We start from the raw sequence: 26,884 nt of genomic DNA, 5'->3' as shown, positions 1-26,884 counted from the left end.
GCTTCGTACCGGATAGATATTTACTAAAATCCGACAGTTGTTGTCGCTGAGGAAGAAAGAAATGGGGCAATTTTTCGCTTACGTGGCGGTTATCACCGTAAAGGAGATTAACTATGTCGCATAACGCAACTCCAAACACCTCTCGCGTGGAATTACGTAAAACGCTTACGTTGATTCCGGTTGTTATGATGGGCCTGGCCTATATGCAACCGATGACGCTGTTCGATACATTCGGTATCGTATCGGGCCTCACCGACGGTCATGTGCCGACGGCTTACGGCTTCGCGCTGATTGCGATCCTCTTTACCGCGCTGAGCTACGGTAAGCTGGTGCGTCGCTATCCGTCTGCTGGTTCCGCCTACACCTATGCCCAGAAATCCATCAGCCCGACGGTTGGCTTTATGGTGGGCTGGTCTTCGCTGCTCGACTACCTGTTCGCGCCGATGATCAACATTCTGCTGGCAAAAATCTATTTTGAAGCGCTGGTGCCGTCGATTCCATCCTGGATATTCGTCGTGGCGCTGGTGGCCTTTATGACGGCCTTTAACCTGCGCAGCATTAAGTCCGTTGCCAACTTTAACTCCGTTATCGTTGTGCTTCAGGTTGTGCTGATTGCGGTTATTCTTGGCATGGTTATTTATGGCGTATTCCACGGCGAAGGCGCGGGCACCCTGGCGAGCAGCAAACCGTTCTGGTCTGGTGATGCGCATGTGATCCCGATGATTACCGGGGCAACCATTCTGTGCTTCTCCTTTACCGGTTTTGACGGGATCAGCAACCTGTCTGAAGAAACGAAAGATGCAGAGCGCGTGATTCCTCGTGCCATCTTCCTGACGGCGCTGATTGGCGGTCTGATCTTTATTTTCTCGACCTATTTCCTGCAGCTGTACTTCCCGGATATCTCTCGCTTCAAGGATCCGGATGCGTCTCAGCCGGAAATCATGCTGTATGTGGCGGGTAAAGCGTTCCAGGTCGGCGCGCTGATCTTCTCCACCATCACCGTACTGGCGTCCGGTATGGCCGCGCATGCAGGCGTTGCGCGTCTGATGTACGTGATGGGCCGTGATGGCGTATTCCCGAAAAGCTTCTTCGGCTACGTGCATCCAACCTGGCGTACCCCGGCGATGAACATTATCCTGGTCGGTGCGATCGCGCTTCTGGCGATTAACTTTGACCTGGTGATGGCAACGGCGCTGATTAACTTCGGTGCGCTGGTGGCGTTCACCTTTGTTAACCTGTCGGTTATCTCTCAGTTCTGGATCCGTGAGAAGCGTAACAAGACGCTGAAAGATCACTTCCAGTACCTGTTCCTGCCGATGTGCGGTGCCCTGACCGTGGGCGCGCTGTGGGTTAACCTGGAAGAGAGCTCTATGGTGCTTGGCCTGATTTGGGCAGGTATCGGCCTGATTTACCTGGCCTGCGTTACGAAGAGCTTCCGTAACCCGGTTCCTCAGTACGAAGACGTCGCGTAAGACTGTGTCGGGTGGCGGCTACGCCTTACCCGACCTACATACCCCGTAGGCCCGCGCAAGCGCAGCGCCATCGGGCAAAAAAAAGCCGGAGACATCGCCTCCGGCTTTTTTTATACCCCTCACTCAGACAATTTCTTGAGCGTACTGGAACAGTGATTTCAACAGCGCCTGTTTCTCAGCATTTCCTTCATACTGGCCATAAAGCATTTCCAGCTCCTGGGCATAGCTATTAAGGAATTCCTGGGTAAAGACATTGCGACGATGCTGCAGCCAGCGTTCCTGCTCTGCTTCATCCAGCGTGCCGGGGTAGTTACGCGCGCGGTAATTAAACATCAGCTTTTCGATGCGCTTATCGGCGAAAGTAATATCCAGCGCCGGTAAGTTACGTGGCTCGGTTTGCAGAACGATATTCATCGCAGCGCGGTCGGCATCGCTGAAGAAACCGTTATAGAGCTGAGCGTCCACGTTTTCAGACGGCACGAACGGCTCGGCTTCGGCAAAAATGGCCACCACTTTCTCGCGCACCTGTGGATTTTCACGCAGCACTTTCAGGTTATCCAGGCAATGCTGACGGTTAATGCCCAGTCTGTCTGCATCTTCCGGGCGCAGCGTGTTCGCCTGCGCCAGTACCGGACATTTATTGATATGCACCAGCTTGACCGGCACCGCAGGCAGATCGCCGAGTTCATTTTTCGGCGTGTACAGCCGTTCACGCAGGGTATCGCTGTCAAGTTCCAGCAGCGGTGAAATATCGCCCGCCAAATCCACCATGATGACCGCATTTCGGTTGTCCGGATGCCACGCCAGCGGGGCGACCCAGCTTGTATTGCCGCGCCATGCGCCAAACATGCCGGAAATATGCACCAGCGGCTTCATCTGCGGCACATCAATCAGCGTGGTCAATTTCTGCTTACTGCGGTGGCTCAGGAGATACTCGAACAGTCGTGGCTGCGCGCTTTTCACCAGCTTCGCCATGGCAATGGTGGCATAGACGTCCGCCATCGCATCGTGGGCATTACTGTGCTCAATACCGTTGGCGCGCGTCAGGTGTTCCAGCCGGAAGCTGGTCAGCCCTTCCTCATTTTCCGGCCAGTTAATGCCCTCAGGACGCAGGGCATAACAGGCGCGCATGATGTCGAGCAAATCCCAGCGTGAATTGCGGTTCTGCCAGCTCCAGGCATAGGGATCGTAGAAGTTGCGATAGAAAATGTTGCGCGTCACTTCGTCATCGAAGCGGATGTTGTTGTAACCGACCACGCAGGTATTGGGAACGGTAAACAGATCGTGGATGCGTCGGGCGAATTCTGCTTCGTTAACGCCTTTCTCCCGCGCTTCCTGAGGGGTGATCCCGGTAACCATGACCGCGCCGGGCTGCGGCAGGTAGTCGTCCGCAGGCTTGCAGTAAAAGACCTCGGGCTCGCCAATGATGTTGAATTCGTCGTCGGTACGGATGGCGGCAAACTGGGCCGGTCGGTCCAGCGCCGGATGCGTGCCAAAGGTTTCGTAGTCGTGGAATAAAAAAGTCGGGCGAGCGGCAGAGTCAGACACCAGTAATACCATCCTGTTAAAAAATGACGTCACTATGGTAAACGATCGTGCGGGCCAGACCGAATAAAAAGCACCGCCGCGTCGCAAATTTGCGCGCCAGCTTCAGAGAAAAATCAGCGTTCTGTCACATTTTTTTGCAATTAAGCCAGGTAACGACATCAGAACTCCCGTAAAAAGGTCATCGATTTTTAATGACCTGAGGATATACCGTTGAAACGCCGTCTGTTTATTGCTGTTTCTTTACTCGCTTCGAGTGTCTCATCTGCTTTTGCGGCCGAACCACTGGATTTTTCGCCGCAGCCTCCGGCCATTCAGGCTGGCTCCTGGGTGCTGATGGATTACACGACTGGTCAGATCTTAACGGCGGGCAACGAACATCAACAACGCAATCCGGCGAGCCTGACCAAGCTGATGACGGGCTATGTTGTGGATCGGGCCATTGATAGCCACCGCATTACCCCGGATGACATCGTCACCGTAGGGCGCGATGCCTGGGCAAAAGGTAACCCGGTGTTTGACGGTTCATCGCTTATGTTCCTGAAAGAGGGCGATCGCGTCTCCGTGCGCGATCTGAGCCGCGGCCTGATTGTCGATTCCGGCAACGACGCCTGCGTGGCGCTGGCCGATCACGTGGCGGGCGGGCAGCCGCAGTTTGTGAAGATGATGAACGACTACGTGCAGAAGCTGAACCTGCGCGATACGCACTTTGAAACCGTCCACGGGCTGGACGCGCCTGGTCAGCACAGCTCGGCCTATGACCTGGCCGTCCTCTCCCGGGCCATCATCCACGGCGAGCCTGAGTTTTATCATATGTACAGCGAAAAGAGCCTGACCTGGAACGGGATCACCCAGCAAAACCGCAACGGCCTGCTGTGGGATAAGACCATGAATGTGGACGGCCTTAAAACGGGACATACCTCGGGGGCGGGTTTTAACCTGATTGCGTCTGCCGTTGACGGCCAGCGCCGTTTAATCGCGGTGGTGATGGGGGCGGACAGCCCGAAAGGACGTGAGGACCAGGCCCGAAAACTGCTGCACTGGGGGCAGCAGAATTTCGATACGGTGCAGATCCTGCATAGCGGTAAAAAAGTAGGGACGGAGCGCATCTGGTACGGCGATAAAGAGCAGGTGAAGCTGGGCACCGACCAGGACTTCTGGTTGGCCTTGCCGAAAGCGGAAGTGCCGAACATCAAAGCCAAATACGTGCTGGATAAAAAAGAGCTGGAAGCGCCGATTGCCGCGCATCAGCGGGTCGGGGAGATTCAGCTCTACGATCGCGACAAGGTGGTAGCCCACTGGCCGCTGGTAACGCTGGAAGCCGTTGATAAAGGCGGCCTGTTCTCTCGTCTGAGCGATTATCTGCACCACACGCTCTAACGGCAGATGAGCAGACTAGCAGGGTTGCGAGTCTGCTCACATAATAAACACTCCTCGTTTGCTGATAATGATAATCCAGTTTTATAGTGTATAAATATACAGTGATAAACGGAGGCAGCATGGACTACAGCATTACGCAGCAACAGAAACGTAAGATTGCCGGTTTTCATTTAGTCGGCCCGTGGGAACACACGGTAAAACAGGGCTTTGAACAGCTAGTCATGTGGGTCGACGGGCGTCACATTGAGCCGCTGGAGTGGGTTGCGGTTTACTACGATAATCCCGATGAGGTCCCGCCAGAAAAACTGCGCTGTGATACGGCCGTTACGGTACCGGATGATTTCGTTATCCCGGAAAACAGCGAAGGCGTCATGATGACGGAAATCGCGGCCGGGGATTATGCCGTGGCGACGGCGCGCGTGGAAAACTACGACTTCGCCACGCCGTGGTATCAGTTCTTCAATTCCCTGCTGCAGGACAATAAGTACCAGATGGCGCTCAAACCTTGCTTCGAACGCTATCTCAATGACGGCAATGCGGACGGCTACTGGGATATCGAAATGTATATCGCCGTCGAGCACAAAACGGTTTAAGCCTGCTAAATGAAGGGTTTTTCAGCCGGGAGCGATCCGCCCGGCTGAAAACACAGTACAATTGTGATTTGCCGTGTAGCTGGAGAGCGGGTGTGCGTCCCGACAAATCATTAACCCCTTTTGAAATTCGGTTGTACAAACACTACCGCGTGGTGCACGGGTGCCGCATCGCGCTGGCTTTCGTATTGACGTTTGTACTGGTCCGTTTGCTGAATGTTCCGGAAGGGACGTGGCCGCTTATCACGCTGGTGGTGGTGATGGGGCCCATCTCGTTTTGGGGGAACGTTGTTCCGCGCGCTTTCGAGCGAATTGGCGGGACGGTGTTAGGCTCGGCCCTCGGGCTTATTGCCCTGAAGCTGGAGCTCATCTCATTTCCCGTGATGCTGGCATGGTGCGGTGCCGCCATGTTCCTTTGCGGCTGGCTGGCGTTGGGCAAAAAGCCGTATCAGGCGCTGCTGATTGGTATTACGCTCGCGGTGGTTGTCGGCGCACCCGCCGGGGATATGACCACGGCTCTGTGGCGAAGCGGGGACGTCATCCTGGGGTCACTGCTGGCCATGCTCTTCACCGGCATATGGCCACAGCGAGCTTTTCTGCACTGGCGTATTCAGATGGCGAACTACGTCACCGCGTTTAACCGCGTCTATCAGGCCGGTTTTTCCCCGAATCTGGTCGAGCGCCCCCGGCTGGAAAAGCATCTGCAAACGATCCTCAACGACGTGGTTAAAATGCGTGGCCTGATCACGCCCGCCAGCAAAGAAACCCGTATTCAGAAATCGATTTTCGAAGCCATCCAGACGGTGAGCCGCAATCTGGTCTGCATGCTTGAGCTGCAAATCAACGCGCACTGGGCTTCGCGTCCCAGCCATCTGTTGATGCTTAACGCGCAGACCCTCAAAGAGACCCAGCAGATGACGCAGCAAACGCTGTTGACCATCGCCCATGCGCTCTATGAAGGGAACCCGCAGCCGATACTGGCCAACAGCGAGCGACTGAATGAGATCGTCGCGGAGCTGAAGCAGCTAATCAACGAGCGCCAGAGCGATAACGTCGCGGAAACGCCTATTCATGGCTACGTCTGGCTGAGCATGGAACTGGCGCGGCAGCTTGAGCTGTTATCGCACCTGATTTGCCGGGCGCTGCGCAAATAAAAGGCGTATGTGACGCCTGCTGCTTCGATTCAGCAGCAATTGGGGTTATGATAGCTTTAAACGATATATACCCTAAATAATTCGAGTTGCGTGAAGGCGGCGACGCAGCGAATCCTCAGGAGCGTACATCAGTACGTGACTGAGGTGAGCGAGGAAGCCAACGCACAGGCAACTTGAAGTATGACGGGTATACTCATTGCCATTCGCAGCCGCTGTCAGTAAGGTTATTGTTACAACGGTTGCCTTAACGAATCCGAATCTCACATTATCAGGGGTGTAAAAATGGAAACTACCAAGCCTTCGTTCCAGGATGTTCTGGAATTCGTCCGCCTGTTCCGCCGCAAAAACAAACTGCAGCGTGAAATCCAGGACGTTGAGAAGAAGATCCGTGACAACCAGAAACGTGTTCTGCTGCTCGACAACCTGAGCGACTACATCAAGCCAGGCATGAGCGTTGAAGCTATCCAGGGCATCATCGCCAGCATGAAGAGCGACTATGAAGACCGCGTTGATGACTACATCATCAAAAACGCAGAGCTGTCCAAAGAGCGTCGCGACATCTCCAAGAAGCTGAAAGTGATGGGCGAAATCAAAAACGGCGAAGCAAAAAGCGAGTAATCGCAGCGAATAGTGAAAAAGGCTCTCTGGTGACAGAGAGCCTTTTTTTATGATGCAGAACGCGGCTGTAGCTGATAAATCCAGGCCTTAACCTGTTTGCCTTCAAGGGTGGTCACGGTGACCTCAACCCGATCGTAGCCGTCTTCAAATTCATCCAGCATTTGCCAGTGTGCGGCAAGGTTATCAGAGATAAACAGATAGCCTTCGACGCGGGGACCATCAGGGTGGAGCACGATCCCCGGGAAGTCAGCCGCAGCGCCCCAGCCGCGTTCATAAAATGTACCGGATACGGAACCGGCCAGCCATTCACCGCCAATGTTTTCAAGAATATGCGCATTAGAGTGGCCCGGGCGCAGCGTGCCGTAGACAAACAGAGCGTTCATTTTCCCTCGTCCGCAAAGCAAAAAGCCTGCTTTAAAAGCAGGCTTTTTAAATTTGGCTCCTCTGACTGGACTCGAACCAGTGACATACGGATTAACAGTCCGCCGTTCTACCGACTGAACTACAGAGGAATCGTTGTGGAGGCTTATCTTAGCGGCGAAAAAAGTTTTGTCAAACCTGATCTTAGGGAAAATCGACCGATTGCTGATTCTGTCATCAGTTTGTTGTAAATCCACACATCTTTTTCTGGAAAATACTTTGCAGGATTAGCATTTGTCCCCCATCATTTGAAATGGAGTTTCAACTTTTCTCGCTAAGGTCCATTTTGAACGTCACTGCCTCCTTACGCCAGGCGATCGCGCGCACGCCATGGTATGCAAAACGTAAAAGCTATCGTGTCCTGTTCTGGCGTGAAATCACCCCTCTTGCCGTGCCTATCTTCCTGGAAAATACCTGCGTTCTGCTGATGGGAGTTCTGAGCACCTTTCTGGTGAGCTGGCTGGGAAAAGAGGCGATGGCTGGGGTGGGGCTGGCGGACAGCTTTAACATGGTGGTGATTTCGTTCTTTGCCGCCATTGACCTCGGGACGACGGTGGTGGTGGCCTTTAGCCTCGGCAAGCTTGACCCCAAACGTGCACGCGAGGCGGCCCGCCAGTCGCTGATGATCATGACCATTTTTTCGATCGTTCTGGCGGCGGCGATCCACTATTTCGGTAAAGAGATTATCGACTTTGTCGCCGGGGAGGCCACGAACGAGGTTAAAGATCTGGCGCTGACCTATCTGGAGATGACCGTCATCAGCTATCCGGCGGCGGCTATCGCCCTCATTGGCAGCGGCGCGCTGCGCGGGGCAGGGAACACTAAAATTCCTCTGCTGATCAACGGCGGAATGAATATCCTGAATATTATCATCAGCAGCGTGCTGATCTACGGCGTGTTCTCGTGGGACGGGCTGGGCTTCGTCGGTGCCGGACTGGGTTTAACCATTTCACGCTATATTGGTGCGGCGGCGATTATCGGCGTGCTGATGGCGGGGATCACCCCCTCGCTGCGTCTGACGCTAAAAAGCTATTTCCGTCCCTTTAATTTCGCCATTATCTGGGAAGTGATGGGGATCGGCATTCCCGCGAGCATTGAATCGGTGCTGTTTAACGGCGGGAAATTGCTGACGCAGATGTTTGTCGCCGGGATGGGCACCGACGTGATCGCCGGTAACTTCATCGCCTTCTCCATCGCCTCGCTGATTAACCTGCCGGGTAACGCGCTGGGCTCTGCATCGACCATTATCACCGGGAAACGGCTCGGGAAAGGGCAGATAGGCCAGGCGGAGCGACAGCTGCGCCATGTTTTCTGGCTGTCGACCATTGGACTGACGCTGATCGCCTGGGGAACCGCGCCGTTTGCCGGGCTGATGGCCTCGTTCTACACTCACGAAGACGATGTTAAAGAGGTTGTAAAAGTCCTCATCTGGCTCAATGCGGCCTTTATGCCCATCTGGGCAGCCTCATGGGTACTGCCCGCCGGGCTGAAAGGGGCGCGCGACGCCCGCTTTGCGATGTGGGTGTCGATGCTCGGCATGTGGGGATGTCGCGTCGTGGCGGGGTATACGCTCGGGGTGATGCTCGGATGGGGTGTGATTGGCGTCTGGCTGGGGATGTTCCTGGACTGGGCCGTGCGGGGCGCGTTGTTCTACTGGCGTATGGTCAGCGGGCGCTGGCTGTGGAAATATCCGCGACAAAATGCCTGACAATTGCGCGAAGTGGAGAATAATTCGGCAAACGATCGGAAATATGCATTCTGCCTTTGACATCGTGGGGGAGCATCGATAATATGCGCCCCGTTCACACGATTCCTCTGTAGTTCAGTCGGTAGAACGGCGGACTGTTAATCCGTATGTCACTGGTTCGAGTCCAGTCAGAGGAGCCAAATTTAAAAAGCCTGCTTTTAAAGCAGGCTTTTTGCTTTTCTGCACCAGGTAAAATTGTCGGGTGGCGGCTTCGCCTTACCCGACCTACGGAACTGTAGGCCCGGTAAGCGCAGCGCCACCGGGCAACAAACCGCACTACTGTTTGACGCGAACCGGCGCCGTCGCCTCCACCAGCCACTCGCGCGCCTCGCTGTTCACCAGAGGTGAAAGCGCCTCGCGTACCTGCTGGTGATATGCATCCAGCCACTGTTTTTCCTGCTCGCTCAACAGATGCAGCTCAACCTGGCTTAAGTCGATCGGGATAAGCGTCAGCGAGGCAAATCTGCAGAACCCCGGACGGCTCTCGGCAATCTCCACCTGGTTTTCAATGCGAATACCGTGGCTATCGCCCAGATAGTAGCCCGGCTCGATAGTCATGATATTTCCCGCCACCAGCGGCCACGGGTTGACCTTTTTGGCAATGCGATGCGGGTTTTCGTGGATAAGAAGCTGATGACCCACGCCATGCCCCGTGCCGTGATCGTAATCCAGCCCCATCTCCCACAGCGGGCGACGCGCAAATGCATCCAGCTGATGCCCCTGAGTCCCGGAAGGGAACTGCAGGGTAATGAGCGACAGGAAGCCTCTCAGCACGGCGGTGTAGTGCAGACGTTGCTGCGGATCGACCTTACCCCACGCCAGCGTGCGCGTGGCGTCGGTGGTGCCATTAACGTACTGACCGCCGGAATCGTTCAGGTAAAAATGGTCATGACCGATGGGCTTGTTGCTGGCCTCGCTCGAATGATAGTGACACATCGCCGCATTGCTCGAAGAGGCGGAGATGGTCGCAAAACTTTGCTCGATGAACCCGGTCTGCTGTTGACGGAACGCCAGCTGCTGCGCCTGGACTTCCAGCTCTGTTAGCGGATTCCCTGCCGCCTCGCGCAGCGGAACTTCACGGCTCAGCCAGGCCAGGAAGTTGACCCAGGCGGCGCCGTCCTGGTGATGACACGCGCGATAACCGGCCAGCTCAACCGGGTTTTTGGTGGCTTTCATCAGGGTGATGGGGTCGGTCCGCCAGACAATTTCTCCCCGGGGTTCGATGGCGAAGCGCAGGGCGACCGGCGCGGAATCGGCATCAACCATCACCCGTTTTCCTGCAGCAATCTGCTGGCAGCGTTCGACGAAGGCGTCCTGTGGCGCAAGGGTAAACGCATTGCGCACATCTTCCGGCAGGACGGCGAGCTTGTTGTCGTTAACAAACCACTCAACGTGGCCGTCACGGCCCAGAAGAGCAAAAGAGAGCGGTACCGGGCTGTAAGGGATATCCGCGCCACGGACGTTTAACAGCCAGGCGATATTATCCGGCAGGGTAACGGCGAGATAATCGGCATTGCTTGCAGCCAGCACGGCGGCGACGCGCTGGCGTTTATCAGCGCTGCTTTCACCGCTGTGTTCAACCGGCATTTCCCGAATAAGCCCCGCCGGCGCGGCAGGGCGGTCAGTCCAAAGAGTGTCAAACGGCGAGGCTTTCAGCGGGACCAGCTCGCAACGCGTGGCAGACAGTTGCTCAAACTCTGAGTGGGTCATCAGCAGCGGATCAAAACCGATGCGCGTCCCGGCCTCAACGTTTTCCGCCAGCCATTCAGCCAGCGGCTCGTTGTGCAGGTGGCGGATCTCTACCTCATCCATATTGACCTGAACGCGGGCCTGAACCTGATAGCGCCCGTCAACGAACAGCAGCGCTTTGTTTTTCAGCACCAGCGCGACGCCGGCCGAACCGTCAAAGCCTGTCAGCCAGGCCAGCTTTTCGTCGTATGGCGCGCAGTATTCGCTCTGCCACGCATCCGCACGCGGGACGATCATCCCGTCGAGATGGCTGGCCTCAAGCCAGTGGCGCAGGGCAGAGAGCGGAGATGTGCTGGACATGGTGATTCCTTATCGTTATTAGCGGAACGGCGGCTCGTTGAAGGTGCGCAGCTTGCGGGAATGGAGCCGGTCACCTTCTGCCCGCAGCAGGTCAATGGCGCGAATGCCGATTTGCAGATGTTCGGATATCGCACCTTCATAGAAACGGTTGGCCTGGCCCGGCAGCTTAATTTCACCGTGCAGCGGCTTATCGGAAACGCACAGCAGCGTGCCGTACGGGACGCGGAAGCGATACCCCTGCGCGGCGATGGTGGCGCTCTCCATATCAATGGCCACCGCGCGGCTCAGGTTGAACCGCAGCGCGGAGGCGGAATAGCGCAGCTCCCAGTTGCGGTCATCCGTCGTGACGACCGTACCGGTGCGCAGGCGCTGCTTAACTTCTTCTCCCGGCATGCCGCTGACCTCTTTGGTGGCGTCGTACAGCGCGCGCTGCACTTCCGCGATGCTCGGGATGGGGATATCCGGCGGCAGCACCGCATCCAGCACGTGGTCATCGCGCAGATACGCGTGGGCCAGCACGTAGTCGCCAATCAGCTGGCTTTCACGCAGGCCGCCGCAGTGGCCGATCATCAGCCACACGTCCGGACGCAGCACCGCCAGATGGTCGCAGATGGTCTTGGCATTTGACGGGCCTACGCCGATGTTGATCAGCGTAATGCCCTGACCGTCGGCGGTGATCAGGTGCCAGGCGGGCATCTGATGTTTTTTCCACGCCAGGTCGGAAATGGCCTGCTCGGGCGCTTCGGTCTCGGCGGTGATCCAGATCCCTCCCGCACAGGAGAGCGCGATATACGGGCTTTCCGGGTCGAGGATCTGGCTGCAGCCCCAGCGGACAAACTCGTCAACGTAGCGGGTGTAGTTGGTAAAGAGGACGAACGGCTGGAAATGTTCGACGGGCGTGCCGGTGTAGTGGCGCAGACGCGCCAGGGAGAAATCGACCCGGCGGGCATCAAAGTGCGACAGGGGAGAAAATTCTGCCGGGTGATAGATCCCATCGGCCGTCTCATCGCCAATCTGCGACAGTTCCGTTGTCGGGAAGTGGCGGGTCAGCCCCGCGCTCATGGAGCGGTCAAGGGTTAACGCCGAACCGTCAATCACGTACGGATACGGGATCTCATGCTGCGAGGGCTCAACGGAAATATGCGCGCCGTAATCCTGGTACAGGAGCGTGAGCTGTTCTTCAAGATACGGGCGGAACAGCGCAGGGCGGGTGACGGTGGTGCTGTAGCAGCCGGTGTGGGTAAAGCGCGCATAGGCACGGGTTTTGGGATTACTGCTAGCGCTGCCATCCCAGGTCACAGAGAGCGATGGATAAACAAAAAGGCCCTCGGTTCTGGCCTTTTCGTCGGGAAGTTTCCCTGTTTCGATATATTCGCTGATGGCGCTGCGCAGCGCGTTGACGGACTGTTCATACAGCGCGTCGAGTTTTTCCAGCGCCTGAGCCGGGGTCAGGCTGGAGCCCTTATTATTCATCTCTGTCTCCTTGTTCCACAGGTGTGCGACTCTACCCGATAGTATGTCACACGCCTGTGAAACAAAAGTGAGATCAGCGGTGGCTCGTCTCTTTCATCAATAGCGCCGTTGCCGCCGACAGCAGGCAACCGGCCAGCAGATAAATCGCCACGCTGTGCCAGTTACCGCCGGAGAAGGTCACCAGCGCGGCGGCAATAAACGGCGTAAACCCGCCGCCGACCACGCTTGCGACCTGGTAGCCCACGCCCGCGCCGCTGTAGCGGTAGCTGGCGCCGAACAGTTCGGTAAACATCGGCTGCTGCACGCACACCACCATATCGTGGGCGATGTTCGCGAGCATGATGGCGAAGAAGACAATCCAGAAGATCGACTGCGCCTCCAGCGCCATAAAGAACGGCCAGGCGCTGAGGGTTCCAATCAGCGCCCCGGTAATGTAGACGCGACGGCGGCCAAACCTGTCCGCAAGCCAGGCGAAGCAGGGTATCGTCAGACAGCTGATCCCGCCGACCAGCAGGCCAATATTCAGGAACAATTCACGGGGCAGGCCGAGATTCTGCGTCGAGTAGTTCAGCGCAAAGGCGGTGACGATATACATCGTCAGCAGCTCGCACAGGCGCAGGGCGATAATTTTCAGAAAAGCGCCAGGGTGTCGAATCAGGGCTTCCATCACCGGCAGACGTTTTTTAACGGCCGATTCCTCCTGCTGCTGTTGTTCGAATTCAGCAGACTCCTCCATGCCGTTACGGATCCACAGTGCGGCAATCACCAGCACGATGCTGAAGATGAACGGAATGCGCCAGCCCCAGCTCAGGAACTGCTCGTCGGTGGTGAGCTGGCTGATTAACGACACCAGCCCTGTGGAAAGCAACAGTCCGACGCCGTACCCGACCTGCACGCCGCTGCTATAAAATGCTTTTTTATTTTTTGGTGCGCTCTCAACGGATAACAGCGCCGCGCCGCCCCATTCGCCGCCCACGGCGAAACCCTGGATGGCGCGCAGGGTGACCAGCAGTACCGGCGCCCACCAGCCGATAGAGGCAAACGAGGGGAGAATACCGATAAGCGCAGTGGCGATCCCCATCATCCAGACGGTGAGCATCAGCATGCGCTTGCGGCCCAGGCGGTCGCCGAAGTGGCCGAAGATCACCCCACCCAGCGGGCGAAACAGAAAGCCGACGCCGAAGGTAGCAAACGCGGCGAGCGTACCCATCGCAGGGCTGATCTGGGGGAAGAATTCACGGTTAAACACTAGCGCGGCGGTAATGCCATAAAGCAGAAAATCATACCAGTCGACGACGGCACCCGCGAAGCTGCCGAGTGCGGCGCGGCGGGCACGATTGAGCGAAGGTGTCTCCTCGTTGGGACGATCGGAGATGAGGGTGGAGTCCATAGTTGTCCTGTCCGTACTAATTTTTAATTATTGGTATAAGAAAAGGTCACTCACATTGCGCCCGTCATATAAACGGAACCTATGAGACTACCGCGACAAAACGCCTTAGAAAACGTTTTTATCTTTCCGGAAGGTGCTGAATAAATAAATTTCATCTTCCCCTGCCTCGAGATAAATCAGTCTGTTTGGCTCCGGTTAGTGCTGAATGGATTACAGTAATAGATACCGCTGCGTGACTTAAGCTGAGGGAAAAACGATGCAACGCACCTTTTCGGCCATCTGGATTGTCCTGTTTTTATTCGCCGCACCGCTTCATGCCGAGCCGAAAGTCTATGGAGAACAGCGAATTAGCGGCTGGTGGAATGCGCTGACGGATGATATTTCGCAAACCTGGGAGCAGCCTCAGCGTTACGATCTGTACCTGCCGTTTCTGAGCTGGCACGCTCGCTTTATGTACGACAAAGAAAAAACCGACAAGTACAATGAAATGCCGTGGGGCGGTGGCCTGGGCGTGTCCCGCTATAACGAAGAGGGCAACTGGAGCGCGCTCTTCGCGATGATGTTCAAGGACTCGCACAACGAATGGCAGCCCGCGATGGGCTATGGCTGGGAGAAGGGCTGGTATCTGGATAGTGCCAAAGATTTCCGCCTTGGGCTCGGTGCCGCAGCGGGCATCACGGCGCGAGATGATTTTGCGAACTATGTCCCGCTACCGTTCATCTTCCCGCTGTTTTCAGCCGGGTATAAGCGCGTTACCGTCCAGTTCACCTATATTCCCGGGACTTATAATAACGGCAACGTGCTTTTTGCCTGGCTGCGCTTAGGCTTTTAAAGGGTGATCACCTTTTTTGCTACGGCGTTAGACAATACCAGCATGGAGAAGAGAACAGAGGTGACGAACGTAAGAACAATCAACGCCAGCTTCATTCCGAGAGAGGTCACCGGTATCAGCGCCGTCAGCAGATGAAACACCGAGTAGTGCACAATATATACGCCAGTCATCGTTTTGCTGATGGCGGCCAGTATGGACTCCTTAAATTCAGCATTGCGGCGAAAGCGCACGCCGTTCGCGGCAATCACCAGCGCGATGATCAGAATGTAAATTTGAGAGCCGGTGAGGATAAAGGCGTTTCTGTCGGCCTTGAACAGCGCGAAGAAGAAGTGGCGCTCGTAAAACCAGGTGAAGAGATAGATAAACGGGATGGCGATAACCGCCGCCCTGACTACATTTTTGCGGCTTATCCACTCGGCGATTTTTGGGTCGCAGAAGAGTTGCCCCGTCAGATAAAACAGCAGCCATGTCCACAGCCGATACTGCGGTGAAAGAGAAAGGACGTGCGTTTCAGGATAAAGCGCCGATAACAGATCGTATCCGTAGGAAAAGAACAGCAGGGCAGCAATCGCGCCGCAGAACAGCGATCTCCGCTGGCTAAGCCACTCCACCGCCGGGTGGAAGGTGTAAATCACGACAAAGGCGAACACGAACCAGGGCTGGATTAAATACCCGCGCTGATAAGGCTCCCACAGGTAGTAGATCGTTATCCAGAACAGAAAAACAATCACCAGGCTTTTAATTTTACCCAGCTGCCAGCGCGTGCCGTGCCGGGATTGTCCGTCGAGATAGCCCGACACCACAAAAAACAGCGGCGTGGCGATGGTCGAGATAAAGGTTAAAAACCCGAGGATCCAGTGATAGTCATAATCATAATGATCCCAGGTATTGTAGATAGTGAAGAAGGTAACCGCCGTCATGCAGCCCAGCGTCTTGATAATGTTCAGCCCTGTCGCATTCATTGTTGTTTGGCTTCGTCCTTACGATGGAAACACGCGTAGATCACGGGGAGTACCAGTAGCGTCAGGATTGTAGCAAACCCCAGTCCAAACATAATCACAACGGCCATGCTCTGGAAGAAAACATCCAGCAGCAGCGGAGCCAGGCCAAGTACGGTAGTGAACGCGGTGAGCAGGATAGGGCGCAGGCGCGAGGTGGCGGCATAAACGATCGCGCTGTGCTGATCCTTTTGCGTTTTCTGCTGTTCGATCTCTTCCACCAGCACGATGCCGTTGCGGATGAGCATTCCGCTCAGGCTCAGCAGACCAATCAGCGCCATAAAGCCGAACGGGATACCGGTAATTAAAAATCCTGGCGTGACGCCAATCAGCGCCAGCGGTACGGTCAGCCAGATTGCGACGGCATTTTTTACCGAGCTGAACATCAGCACCGTAATGACAAACATCACCAGATACCCGAGAGGCAGCGTAGTGAATAGCCCTTGCTGCGCTTCGCTGGAGTTTTCCGCGTCGCCGCCCCACTCGATGCTGTAGCCGTGGGGCAGGGGAAGGGCATCTACCTGCGGCTTAACGCGGGCGAGAATATCGCCGGAGGTTTGCTGGCTCAGCGGGTCCGGGTCCGTCTGAACCGTCAGTACCCGCGAGCGGTCGCGTCTAAGAATGAGCGGATCTTCCCACTCCAGCGAAAAGCTGCTGACGACGTTACTCAGCGGGATATACTGCTGCCGCGCCTGGCTCCACACCAGCACGTTGTTCAGGTGGCTGGCATCCAGCCTTTCGCTTTCCGGGGGCCTCACCACCACGGGCAGAAGGTCGCTGCCTTCCCGATACAACCCCGCCCGACTGCCGGAGAAATTCATCTCCAGCGCGTTGTCGACGTCCTGTTTATCCACGCCAAGCTCGCGTCCCAGCGCGGCGACGTACTGCGGACGGATCACTTTACTGCGGTTTTGCCAGTCGTTTCGGACGCTCCCCGTGGCCGGGTCGCGCGCCAGAATATCGTCCACCTGGCTGGCGATCAGGCGCAGCCTGTCAGGATCCGGGCCTTTAATGCGCACTTCAATGGCGCTGTCGCCGGAGGGGCCAAACATCACCCGTTTCGTGCTGGCGTTGACCTGCGGGTAGTTTCGCGCGATGTACTCATCAACGTGGCGGGTCAGGGGAGAAATGTTACGCTGGTCATCCATTCTTACCATGATTTGGGCATAGTTGCTGTACTGGCGCTGTCCGCTGTAGGTCAGAATAAACCGCATGCTCCCCTGACCGATGGTAGAAACAGTAGTTTCCACGCCGGGCTGGCCCTTGATGGTTTTCTCAATATCACCGGTCATTTTCTCGGTCCATTTGATATCGGTCCCGTAGGGTAACCAGAGATCGACAAAGAAAATCGGCGTATTAGATGACGGGAAAAAGTTTTGCCGCACCGCGCCAAACCCCCAGACAGACGCGGCCAGCAGGGCGGCCATCACTACCAGCGTCGGTGCCTTATGGTGCAGCAGCGTGTTAAGCAGGCGCTGGTAGAGGCGGTAGAGACGTTTGTCGTAAGGATCTGACTCGTCAGTGGTGTCCGGCGCGCTGTCGTTTTTAAACAACCACCACTTAATCATCACCGGGGTGAGGGTGAGCGCCGAGAACCAGCTCAGCATCAGGGAAATCAGCAGCACCTGGAAGAGGGATTTACAGTATTCCCCGGTGGAATCCTGCGACAGACCGATAGGCGCAAACGCAAGGATAGCAATCACCGTCGCCCCCAGCAGCGGCAGGGCGGAGCGGCGGATGATAGTATTAACGGCGGTCAACAGCGGGGAGCCCTGCTGTCGGGCAATCAACACCCCTTCGACAATTACGATGGCGTTATCCACCAGCATGCTGAGGGCGATAATCAGCGCCCCAAGCGAGATGCGCTGCAGCTCAATGCCCCACAGATACATAATCAGCAGCGTGCCCAGCACGTTAAGGGCGAGAGAAACCGCAATGATGATCCCGCTGCGTACGCCCATAAAGATCAGCAGCACGCCGATGACAATCGCCAGCGCCATCAGGAAGTTAATAATAAAACCGTTAACAGAGTGGCCCACTTCGGCTGCCTGATCGTAAAACAGATCTATCTGTATGCCTGCCGGTTTTTCCGCCGACATCTGGTTTAGCTTCGCCTCCAGCGCGTGGCCCACGTCGATCACGTTCACGCCGGGAATAAACGAGACGCCCATGGTGACGGCTTTTTTGCCGTTGGCATGGTAGATACTGGCTGGCGATTCGTTCAGCCCGCGCGACAGCGTGGCGATATCCCGCAGACGCGTTGCCGCCCCGGTGCCGGAAGGCGTGATGATGAGATCCGCCAGTTCATCAAGATTCTCGAACTCACCGGTCGGGTGCAGACGAATGGATTCGCTGCCGGAGGTGATTTCTCCGGCGCTGGAAACGACGTTGAGTCTGCTGAGCAGGGCCGAAAGCTGGTTCAGCGTAATGCCGCGCGCGGCCATTTTGGTCAGGGAAATATCGATGTTGACCTGTTGGCTAATCGCTCCGCCGATGGCAACCTTCGCGACCCCGGGGACCAGAATCAACTCGCGGCGCAGCTGTTCCGCGTATCTCACCAGTTCAGGATTACTGAATTCATCCCCGGATATTGCGAAGAAGAAGCCGAACACGTCGCCGAAATCGTCATTTACAAAGGGCGTGACGACGCCGGGCGGGAACTGACGAGAGGCATCGCCAACGCGGCGGCGCAGCTCATCCCAAATCTGCGGCAGTTCGTTTGAGTGATAGCGTGAAGCAATGTTAACGGTGATTTGCGACAAACCGTTTGAAGAGATGGAGCTCACGTTGTCCAGATAAGGCAACTGCTGAAGGGCATTCTCCAGCGGCAGCGTCACCTCTTCTTCGACCTGCTGAGCGGATGCGCCGGGGTAGTGGGTGACCACCACTGCGGTTTTGATGGTAAAGGCGGGATCTTCCAGCCTGCCGATATTCAACAGCGCGAAAATACCCCCGATGCCCAGCAGCAGGATCGTTAGCCAGACGCGAACAGGGTTATTAATAAACTGACGAGAGATATCCATTACAGTCCCCGTTCACGCGTCCAGATACGCACCGGCTGGTTAGCATGCAGCTCCCCAACGCCTGCGGCCACCACGCGCTCGCCCGCCTTAAGCCCGCTGGTGATCACCACGCCTTCGGTAATCACTTGCCCCACGCTGACCTTGCGGTCTTCAAGATGGAGCGTGTCGCCTTCCCCCGCCACAACCCAGACGTGCGGCTCATTGCGCGGGCTGTTGTCCGGATTAAAGACTGCCTCAACGGGTACGACCAGCGCCTCAGCGCCCGCGCCAGCCGGGAGGTTGGTTAAATTGATGGTCACCGTACCGCTTACGCCACCGACGGCGGGAAAATCATCTGGCCGCGGCATGGTCAGTATTACCTGCCAGGTCAGGGTATTACTGTCGCTGCTGCCCGAGTGTTCTTTATAAACGGCGGTAAATTCCCGATCCGGAATGGCGTTAATTCTCACTACCGGGCGATACTGCGCGTTGCGGATATCAAAGGTCTTAAACAGGTTTTCAGGAATGCTGAACACCACGTCAAGCAGATCGGTGCGGGTTAACGTCGCGATGGGCTGACCGGCAGACACCACCTGATGGTTTCGGACATGCACGCTGGCCGCCGTTCCGCTGAAGGGGGCGACAAGCGTCATTTGATTCAGCTCTTCTCGGGCGATCTGTAGCGCCGCATTCGCCGAATCGCGGTTCGCACGCTGCACGTCCATTTCGGCTTTCGAAATTGCCTGGCGGCCCGCCAGCGTCTGGAAGCGCTCGAATTGCCTCTGGGCAAGCGTCGCCGCCGTTTGTCTGTCATTTACCCGCTGCTGGGCTTCACGGGCGTTCAGTCTGGCAAGCTGTTGCCCCTGTTTGATGGCTGCGCCCTGACGCACATCGAGCGCTTCAATTTGACCTGCGCGCTTGAAGGAAAGGTCTGTGGCATCGCCCGATTCAATGCGGGCGGGAAAAACGCGCTGCTGGGCGTGACCGGGAACCGTCACCTCCGCCACTTTTACCATTCTGGGAAGGGGTGAGGCTTGCTTCGGTTTCGGGTCGCACGCTGTGAGCGTTAACAAAACGAACGGTAAAAGAGAGAGGTAGCGGTTCACTGTATTCCCCTAATAAATAACTGTTTTATTTATTCCATAACCTGGACAGGGGTGACACTATTCTGCCAGAAAAGTGACGACCATATAGGTAAATAAACCAATCGCCGTGCTGGCGATAATGGCAAGCGCAATAAACATACCCAGACGGATCAGGCTTAAACCATACATACATTCCTCCATGAGCCGGAAGCGGTGGCTAACAATGAGCATAGTCGGCGAAAAGATAAATGTTAAATAACCATTAGCATTGGGGAAGCGCTAAACCTGATATTCCTGTGCTACGTTTAATATCATCCATCTTTTTTTACCGTAACTGGCATTAAGGGCAACCCCCTGCATTTAATGCGTTTTTTTGCTTCATTCACTCTCGTGTTGGTTATAAAAAGGATGCTCGATATGTATAAAAACATTCTCGTTCCGGTGGACGTCTACGAGACAAGCCTGGCGGATAAAGCGCTGCAGCATGCACGGTTTCTGGCGCAAAGCGCATCGGGTGACATTCATTTGCTGCACGTCATGCCCAAATTCTCAGCCGAACTGACGCGTGGTTTTATTTCAGATGCGCGCAAGATGGATGAATATATGATTAATAATTCGAAAGAAAAATTGTCTGAACTGGTCAAAAAAGTGAATCTGCCAGAAGATCGTGTTCATCTCCATGTGCGCAGCGGAAATGTTCGTGATGAGGTTATTAAGCTGGCGGATGAACTTGCTGCTGGCGCGATTATTGTCGGCTCCCGGAATCCAAATATTCAAACCCATTTGTTAGGATCGGAGGCGGCAAGTATTGTTCGTTACGCCCATGTTCCTGTTTTCGTTATTCGTTAATGACATAAAAGCAAGGTGGTTTCTGAATAGAACCTGAGGAAGGAACGATGAAAACAGGAAAACCTGAACGTCCGTATTATCAACAAACCGTTGACGAAACCCTGTCGAATATCCACTCCACCCTGGAAGGACTTAGCGGCACTGAGGCATCAGCCCGACTTCAGCAGCACGGTGAGAATGCGTTGCCGCAAAAAAAGGGCAAACCCGCATGGCTGCGCTTTCTGGCGCATTTTAACGACGTATTGATTTACGTTCTGCTGGTGGCCGCGTTGCTTAAGCTATTCATGGGCCACTGGGTAGACATGTTTGTGATCCTTGGGGTTGCCATCATTAACGCGCTGATTGGCCATATCCAGGAGAGCAATGCTGAAAAATCGTTGCAGAGTATTCGCAATATGCTCTCCAGCGAAGCCGTGGTTGTACGACAGGGGAATCATGAAACGATCCCCACCACGTCGCTGGTCCCGGGAGATATCGTGGTGATCCGTGCCGGGGATCGTATCCCTGCGGACCTGCGCGTGATTGAAGCGCATAACCTTCGCGTGGAGGAGGCCATCCTGACCGGCGAATCCACCGTTGTTGAGAAAAACAGCGATGCGTTAAGCGGGGAACTGCCTTTAGGTGACCGGTATAATCTGCTCTACTCAGGCACCACCGTCAGCTCCGGCGGCGGTAAAGGCGTGGTGGTGGCAACCGGCGGTGAGACCGAACTGGGCCACATCAATCAGATGATGTCCGACATTGAAAAGCACCGCACGCCGCTGATGGTGCAGATGGATAAGCTAGGTAAAACCATCTTCATGACTATCCTGGTGATGATGGTGGCGCTGTTTGTTTTCAGCCTCCTGTTCCGGGATATGCCGGTTTCTGAACTGGTGCTATCGCTTATCAGCCTCGCCGTTGCCGCCGTGCCGGAAGGCCTGCCGGCCATCATTTCCATCATCCTTTCCCTTGGCGTACAGGCCATGGCGCGTCGCAAGGCCATCATTCGTAAGTTGCCCACGGTAGAAACGCTGGGCGCAATGACGGTCATCTGCTCGGATAAAACCGGCACCCTGACGATGAATGAAATGACAGTCAAAGCGGTGATTACCGCTGACACGACCTATCGCGTGGAGGGTGACAGCTACGAACCGGTGGGGAATATTCACCCCGTAGATGACCCGACGCCCGTCAGCGTGACGCAGGGTTCCCTGCTGGAACGCTACCTGCGCACCATTGACCTCTGTAATGACAGCCAGCTGATCAAAGACGAGCAGGGGCTGTGGAAAATCACCGGGGGACCAACCGAGGGCGCGCTGAAGGTGCTGGCGGCGAAAATTCCGCTCCCAGCGCTCGATACCGAAATGCGCAGCAAAATCCCGTTTGATTCGCAGTATAAATACATGTCCACGCTGTACCGGCTGGGCGAAGAAGAGGCGATCTTAATCACCGGCGCGCCGGACGTCCTGTTCCGCCTCTGCCAGTACCAGCAGACGAATGACGGACTGCAGCCGTTCGATCAGCCTTACTGGGAAGGGAAGATTGAAGAGTATGCCCGGGAAGGGTTGCGTATGGTGGCTGCGGCCTGGAAGCCTGCCCGCGAGGGACAACGCGAGCTGGATCACCCGGACCTGCACGATGGGGTGATCCTGCTGGGTATTGCTGGAATGATGGATCCACCGCGTCCGGAGGCCATTACCGCGATTGCCGACTGTCTGCAGGCCGGGATTCGCGTGAAAATGATCACCGGCGACCACCCGCAAACGGCCATGAGCATTGGGCAGATGCTGGGGATTGGTAACGCGGCAAGCGCTATCACCGGACGTGAGCTGGAGGCGATGGACGATCGTCAGCTAAGCGACGCCGCGCAGCAGTATGATATTTTCGCCCGTACCAGCCCGGAGGATAAATTCCGCCTCGTGCAGGCCCTGCAAAGTAAACAGGAAGTGGTGGGCATGACCGGGGATGGCGTAAATGATGCCCCGGCGCTCAAGCGGGCGGATGTGGGTATCGCCATGGGGATTAAGGGGACTGAAGTTACCAAGGAAGCCGCCGACATGGTGTTAACGGATGACAACTTTGCCACTATTGCCAGTGCGGTGCACGAGGGGCGTCGGGTCTACGATAACCTGAAAAAAACCATTCTGTTCGTAATCCCGAGCAACATCGCGCAGGCACTGCTAATCATCATCGCGCTGCTGGCGGGGAACCTGATCCCGCTGACGCCGGTCCTGATCCTGTGGATGAACATGGCGACATCGGCAACCCTGTCGTTTGGCCTGGCGTTTGAAGCGGGTGAGAAGGACATCATGAACCGGCCACCGCGTAAGGCGAATCTGCATGTGATGGACGGCTATGCCATCTGGCGCGTAGTGTTTGTCGGTCTGATGATTGCCATCAGCGCCTTCGTGCTGGAAGCCTGGCTACAGCCGCGCGGCTATTCGGCGGAATTTATCCGCACCGTGCTGCTGCAAACCCTGGTGACCGCGCAGTGGTTCTACATGCTTAACTGCCGCGTTAACGATGGCTTCTCGCTGAGCAAAGGCCTGCTGGCGAACAAAGGGATTTGGATCGTGAGCGGCGTACTGCTGGCGCTACAGCTTCTTATCATTTACGCCCCGTTCATGCAGATGCTGTTTGGCACCGAAGCGCTGCCGTTCCGCTACTGGGTCATCACCTTCCTGATTGGTTTTGTGATGTTCCTGATTGTCGAGGCGGAAAAAGTGCTGACGCGCAGATGGCGCAAAACCGAGGCGTAATAGCGTAAACTGAGAAAGCCTGCCTGAGCCCGGGCTTTCTCTTTTTTTGAGCACAGGAAATTATGATGCGATTTACCTGGTTCGTCCTTACGCTGTGTGCCGCTGTTCCCGGCGCGTTTGCCGTAACCTATACCCTACCGCCGCAAGGCAGTCGTCTGGTGGGAAACCCGATTACCATCACCGTTCCCGAACGCAATACGTTACCGCTTGAGGCCTTTGCCGCGCAGTATGGGCAGGGGCTAAGCAATATGCTGGAAGCGAACCCGGGAGTGGATCCTTTTTTGCCCAAATCCGGCACCCGGCTGGTGATCCCCCAGCAGCTGATTTTGCCCGACACCGTCCGCGAGGGCATTATCGTTAACGCGGCAGAAATGCGCCTCTACTACTACCCGCCTGGCGGCAATACCGTTGAAGTGCTGCCCATCGGCATCGGTCAGGCCGGGCGTGAAACCCCGCGTAACTGGGTGACGGCCGTTGAGCGTAAGCAGGAGGGGCCAACCTGGTCTCCGACGCCGAATACGCGCCGTGCCTATGCGGCAGAAGGGAAAACGCTGCCGGCATTCGTGCCCGCCGGGCCGGATAACCCGATGGGGCTGTATGCGATTTATATTGGCAGGCTGTATGCCATTCACGGCACAAACTCGAATTTTGGCATCGGGCTGCGGGTGAGTCAGGGCTGTATCCGTCTGCGTAATAACGACATCAAATATCTTTTCGATAACGTTCCCGTCGGAACCCGCGTGCAGCTTATCGACAGGCCCGTTAAAGTCACCACCGAGCCGGACGGCAGCCGCTGGGTGGAAGTTCACGAGCCGTTGTCGCGTAACCGCGCGGAATTTGAATCGACCCGGAAAGTGCCTCTGCCTGTTTCAGCCGCGCAGCGAACGCAGCTGATAAACGAGGGCGCGGGAGCCGAACTGGAGCGACGGTCGGGGATGCCGGTTAAGATGGGCAACTGAGGGCATGTTAGTCGGGTGGCGGCTGCGCCTTACCCGACCTACGTGACAAGCAGGCCCGGTAAGCGCAGCGCCACCGGGCAATCTTTCCAGATGCCGAAAAGCAAAAGGCCTGCTTTAAAAGCAGGCTTTTCAAATTTGGCTCCTCTGACTGGACTCGAACCAGTGACATACGGATTAACAGTCCGCCGTTCTACCGACTGAACTACAGAGGAATCGTGTGAACGGGGCGCATATTATCGACCTGCGTTCGCCTTGTCAAAGGGTGGATCAACGCCTTTTGATCGTTTGCTGACAAAATCGGCAAAGTGATGTTTTTGGCAGCGGAATGCACCGTCATGGTGCGGGTATACCCCTAATGGGGCAGATCATAAACTGCTGTTTCGGTAATAAAACCCCCCTCCATGATTAGGTTTCCTTATTTTCAGGCGCTTAGGGCGCAATTTGTACCGCCTGGTAAAAGTGGCATTCATATTGCAAAACCTGTTCAACAACGACAGCCGGTTCCGGCACAGCATTTCGAACAGGGGGCAAAATGAACTTAAGACGACTGAAATACTTCGTAAAAATCGTCGATATCGGCAGCCTGACTCAAGCGGCAGAAGTGCTGCATATCGCGCAGCCTGCGCTGAGCCAGCAGGTGGCTACTCTGGAAGGCGAGATGGATCAGCAGCTGTTGATCCGTACCAAACGCGGCGTCACGCCAACGGAAGCCGGTAAGATCCTGTATACCCATGCGCGCACCATTCTTCGCCAGTGTGAACAGGCGCAGCTGGCGGTGAATAACGTGGGTCAGACTCTGAGCGGGCACGTGTCCATCGGGCTGGCGCCGGGAACGGCGGCATCGTCCATTACCATGCCGCTGCTGCAGGCCGTCCGCGCCGAGCTGCCTGAAGTGCTGGTCTATCTGCACGAAAACAGCGGTTCCGTACTGAATGACAAACTGCTGAGCGGCCAGCTCGATATGGCGGTCCTTTACGATCGCTCCCCGGTCGCCGGCATCACCAGCCAGCCGCTGCTGAAAGAAGATCTCTACCTCGTGGGCACCCGCGACTGTCCGGGCCAGAGCGTAGACCTTACCGCCGTGGCAGAGATGAATCTCTATCTGCCGCGCGACTACAGCGCCGTGCGCGTGCGCGTGGACGAAGCGTTCTCCCTGCGCCGCCTGACGGCCAAAATTATCGGTGAAATCGACTCAATCTCCACGCTGACCGCAGCCATTGCCAGCGGCATGGGGGTGACCGTTCTGCCGGAATCCGCAGCACGCTCGCTGTGCAGCGCGGCAAACGGCTGGATGGCGCGGATCACCACGCCTTCGATGAGCCTGCCGCTGTCGCTGAACATGTCCGCACGCGGTTCGCTGTCGCCACAGGCGCAGGCGGTAAAAGAAATTTTGATGTCGCTGGTCAGCAAGCCATCGCTTGAGAACCGTGAACTCCAGCTCGTGAGCTGATATTCCATAAAAGCATAAGATGCTGGTTTTTATTATTTGTTCTGCAGCTCGGCTGACTCTAACAATAGAGCTATGTCAGATGCGCCGGAGTGAATCGTGAATTTCCAGCAACTTAAAATTATCCGTGAGGCGGCCAGGCGGGACTACAACCTGACCGAGGTCGCCAATATGCTTTATACCTCTCAGTCCGGCGTCAGCCGCCATATCCGCGAGCTGGAAGAGGAACTGGGTATAGAGATCTTTATCCGTCGCGGCAAGCGGCTGCTCGGCATGACTGAGCCGGGTAAGGCTTTGCTCACCATCGCAGAGCGAATCCTCAACGAGGCCAGCAACGTGCGTCGTCTGGCGGATCTCTTCACCAATGACGCCTCGGGCGTACTCACCATCGCCACCACCCACACCCAGGCGCGCTACAGCCTGCCGCCGGTGATTAAAGCGTTCCGCGAACTTTTCCCCGACGTCCGTCTGGAGCTTATCCAGGGCACGCCACAGGAAATTGAAGTGCTGCTGCAAAACGGTGGGGCGGATATCGGCATTGCCAGCGAACGCCTGAGCAACGACCCGCTGCTGGTGGCATTCCCCTGGTTCCGCTGGTATCACAGCTTATTACTCCCGGTCGATCATCCACTAAATCAGGTTTCTCCCCTGACGCTGGAAGACATTGCTAAATGGCCGTTGATCACATACCGGCAGGGTATTACGGGACGTTCGCGCATAGACGAGGCTTTCAACCGCAAAGGTTTAACGCCGGACATCGTGCTGAGCGCGCAGGATTCTGACGTGATCAAAACCTACGTCGAGCTGGGGCTGGGCATTGGGCTGGTGGCGGAACAGTCCAGCGGAGAACGCGAAGACGGGAACCTGGTGCGTCTTGACACGCGTCATCTGTTTGACGCCAACACCGTATGGCTTGGCCTGAAGCGCGGACAGCTGCAGCGCAACTACGTGTGGCGCTTTATCGAGCTATGCAATGCCGGGCTGTCGGTGGATGAGATTAAGCGTCAGGTAATGGAGCCGGAAGAAGTGGCGATTGATTATCAGATTTAATAATCCAACTTAGACAAGCAGTCTGTTATCGTTTATGCCCGGTACGCTAGTATCGCGGCATAAATTTTATGAAGTATGCATGC

21 protein-coding genes and 3 tRNA genes are annotated in these 26,884 nt (G+C 56.0%); 14 read left to right on the top strand and 10 right to left on the bottom strand.

The genetic code is table 11. From position 1 onward, the window contains the following. Positions 1–61: 61 nt before the first annotated feature. Positions 62–124: a membrane protein YoeI gene (gene yoeI / locus V1587_RS16900; RefSeq protein WP_100245854.1), complete on the top strand. Its 63-nt coding sequence runs from the start codon at positions 62–64 to the stop codon at positions 122–124. Further along, the gene (gene plaP / locus V1587_RS16895) at positions 114–1,472 is read left to right on the top strand and encodes a putrescine/proton symporter PlaP (protein WP_371897202.1); all 1,359 of its coding nucleotides are present in this window, start codon (positions 114–116) and stop codon (positions 1,470–1,472) included. Before yoeI ends, plaP begins: the two co-directional genes overlap by 11 nt. 123 nt (positions 1,473–1,595) lie before the next feature. Here the strand turns inward: plaP and sbcB are convergent, their stop codons facing one another. Then, entirely contained in the window at positions 1,596–3,032 is a 1,437-nt protein-coding gene (gene sbcB / locus V1587_RS16890) for an exodeoxyribonuclease I (RefSeq protein WP_371897471.1), read from the bottom strand. A gap of 198 nt (positions 3,033–3,230) precedes the next feature. Between sbcB and dacD the strand changes: the two genes are divergently transcribed. From dacD to V1587_RS16870, 4 genes are all read left to right on the top strand, one after another. After that, complete coding sequence (gene dacD, locus V1587_RS16885; protein ID WP_032646438.1) at positions 3,231–4,397, top strand: serine-type D-Ala-D-Ala carboxypeptidase DacD; 1,167 nt, start codon at positions 3,231–3,233, stop codon at positions 4,395–4,397. Positions 4,398–4,516: 119 nt separating this feature from the next. Continuing rightward, the gene (gene sbmC, locus V1587_RS16880) at positions 4,517–4,990 is read left to right on the top strand and encodes a DNA gyrase inhibitor SbmC (protein ID WP_235404692.1); all 474 of its coding nucleotides are present in this window, start codon (positions 4,517–4,519) and stop codon (positions 4,988–4,990) included. A 92-nt stretch (positions 4,991–5,082) separates the two neighbouring features. Beyond that, positions 5,083–6,141, top strand: coding sequence for an FUSC family protein (locus tag V1587_RS16875; protein ID WP_371897200.1), 1,059 nt, complete (start codon positions 5,083–5,085; stop codon positions 6,139–6,141). A gap of 282 nt (positions 6,142–6,423) precedes the next feature. Next, positions 6,424–6,759, top strand: a complete 336-nt coding sequence (locus V1587_RS16870) for a DUF496 family protein (protein ID WP_008499467.1) — start codon at positions 6,424–6,426, stop codon at positions 6,757–6,759. A gap of 47 nt (positions 6,760–6,806) precedes the next feature. Here the strand turns inward: V1587_RS16870 and V1587_RS16865 are convergent, their stop codons facing one another. Both V1587_RS16865 and V1587_RS16860 read right to left on the bottom strand, forming a co-directional pair. Then, entirely contained in the window at positions 6,807–7,142 is a 336-nt protein-coding gene (locus V1587_RS16865) for a gamma-glutamylcyclotransferase family protein (protein ID WP_029739253.1), read from the bottom strand. A 53-nt stretch (positions 7,143–7,195) separates the two neighbouring features. Continuing rightward, a tRNA-Asn gene (locus V1587_RS16860) sits at positions 7,196–7,271 on the bottom strand. A gap of 161 nt (positions 7,272–7,432) precedes the next feature. Here V1587_RS16860 and emmdR point away from each other — a divergent pair. After that, on the top strand, positions 7,433–8,887 hold the full coding sequence (gene emmdR, locus V1587_RS16855) for a multidrug efflux MATE transporter EmmdR (protein ID WP_371899906.1): 1,455 nt from the start codon (positions 7,433–7,435) through the stop codon (positions 8,885–8,887). A 103-nt stretch (positions 8,888–8,990) separates the two neighbouring features. Beyond that, positions 8,991–9,066 (top strand) — tRNA-Asn (locus V1587_RS16850). 136 nt (positions 9,067–9,202) lie between these two features. On the opposite strand, the gene V1587_RS16845 is transcribed toward V1587_RS16850, so the two are convergent. The 3 genes from V1587_RS16845 to shiA form a co-directional block, all read right to left on the bottom strand. Next, entirely contained in the window at positions 9,203–10,975 is a 1,773-nt protein-coding gene (locus tag V1587_RS16845; protein ID WP_371899392.1) for an aminopeptidase P family protein, read from the bottom strand. An 18-nt stretch (positions 10,976–10,993) separates the two neighbouring features. Then, positions 10,994–12,448: an AMP nucleosidase gene (locus tag V1587_RS16840; protein ID WP_371899391.1), complete on the bottom strand. Its 1,455-nt coding sequence runs from the start codon at positions 12,446–12,448 to the stop codon at positions 10,994–10,996. A 73-nt stretch (positions 12,449–12,521) separates the two neighbouring features. Next, complete coding sequence (shiA, locus tag V1587_RS16835) at positions 12,522–13,838, bottom strand: shikimate transporter (protein ID WP_371899390.1); 1,317 nt, start codon at positions 13,836–13,838, stop codon at positions 12,522–12,524. A gap of 256 nt (positions 13,839–14,094) precedes the next feature. On the opposite strand from shiA, the gene pagP reads away from it, so the two are divergent. Then, entirely contained in the window at positions 14,095–14,670 is a 576-nt protein-coding gene (gene pagP / locus V1587_RS16830; protein WP_371899389.1) for a lipid IV(A) palmitoyltransferase PagP, read from the top strand. Here pagP and V1587_RS16825 read toward each other — a convergent pair. The 3 genes from V1587_RS16825 to V1587_RS16815 are packed head-to-tail and all read right to left on the bottom strand — an operon-like array spanning position 14,667 to position 19,776. After that, positions 14,667–15,632: an acyltransferase gene (locus V1587_RS16825; RefSeq protein ID WP_048029361.1), complete on the bottom strand. Its 966-nt coding sequence runs from the start codon at positions 15,630–15,632 to the stop codon at positions 14,667–14,669. The genes pagP and V1587_RS16825 overlap by 4 nt on opposite strands. Next, positions 15,629–18,691 (bottom strand): efflux RND transporter permease subunit, encoded by a 3,063-nt coding sequence (locus tag V1587_RS16820; protein WP_371899388.1) that lies wholly within the window; start codon positions 18,689–18,691, stop codon positions 15,629–15,631. Before V1587_RS16820 ends, V1587_RS16825 begins: the two co-directional genes overlap by 4 nt. After that, entirely contained in the window at positions 18,691–19,776 is a 1,086-nt protein-coding gene (locus V1587_RS16815; protein WP_371899387.1) for an efflux RND transporter periplasmic adaptor subunit, read from the bottom strand. The genes V1587_RS16820 and V1587_RS16815 overlap by 1 nt, the downstream gene beginning before the upstream one ends. Before the next feature lie 396 nt (positions 19,777–20,172). Between V1587_RS16815 and V1587_RS16810 the strand changes: the two genes are divergently transcribed. From V1587_RS16810 to ldtA, 3 genes are all read left to right on the top strand, one after another. Then, positions 20,173–20,604, top strand: coding sequence for a universal stress protein (locus V1587_RS16810; protein WP_371899386.1), 432 nt, complete (start codon positions 20,173–20,175; stop codon positions 20,602–20,604). 47 nt (positions 20,605–20,651) lie between these two features. Beyond that, positions 20,652–23,345: a cation-transporting P-type ATPase gene (locus V1587_RS16805; RefSeq protein WP_371899385.1), complete on the top strand. Its 2,694-nt coding sequence runs from the start codon at positions 20,652–20,654 to the stop codon at positions 23,343–23,345. A gap of 62 nt (positions 23,346–23,407) precedes the next feature. Further along, positions 23,408–24,304, top strand: a complete 897-nt coding sequence (gene ldtA, locus V1587_RS16800; RefSeq protein WP_371899384.1) for a L,D-transpeptidase — start codon at positions 23,408–23,410, stop codon at positions 24,302–24,304. A gap of 136 nt (positions 24,305–24,440) precedes the next feature. On the opposite strand, the gene V1587_RS16795 is transcribed toward ldtA, so the two are convergent. After that, positions 24,441–24,516: transfer RNA gene (locus V1587_RS16795), tRNA-Asn, on the bottom strand. A gap of 320 nt (positions 24,517–24,836) precedes the next feature. On the opposite strand from V1587_RS16795, the gene nac reads away from it, so the two are divergent. Next, entirely contained in the window at positions 24,837–25,754 is a 918-nt protein-coding gene (gene nac, locus V1587_RS16790) for a nitrogen assimilation transcriptional regulator NAC (protein ID WP_045908128.1), read from the top strand. 96 nt (positions 25,755–25,850) lie between these two features. After that, positions 25,851–26,801: an HTH-type transcriptional regulator Cbl gene (gene cbl / locus V1587_RS16785; RefSeq protein WP_028013741.1), complete on the top strand. Its 951-nt coding sequence runs from the start codon at positions 25,851–25,853 to the stop codon at positions 26,799–26,801. The last annotated feature ends 83 nt before the right edge of the window (positions 26,802–26,884 follow it).

Origin of the sequence: Enterobacter sp. ECC-249, from assembly GCF_043965265.1 — a bacterium.
Lineage (GTDB): Bacteria > Pseudomonadota > Gammaproteobacteria > Enterobacterales > Enterobacteriaceae > Enterobacter > Enterobacter quasiroggenkampii.
Note: the sequence above shows the minus strand (reverse complement) of the source record. Positions and strands in the feature narration are given on the sequence as shown.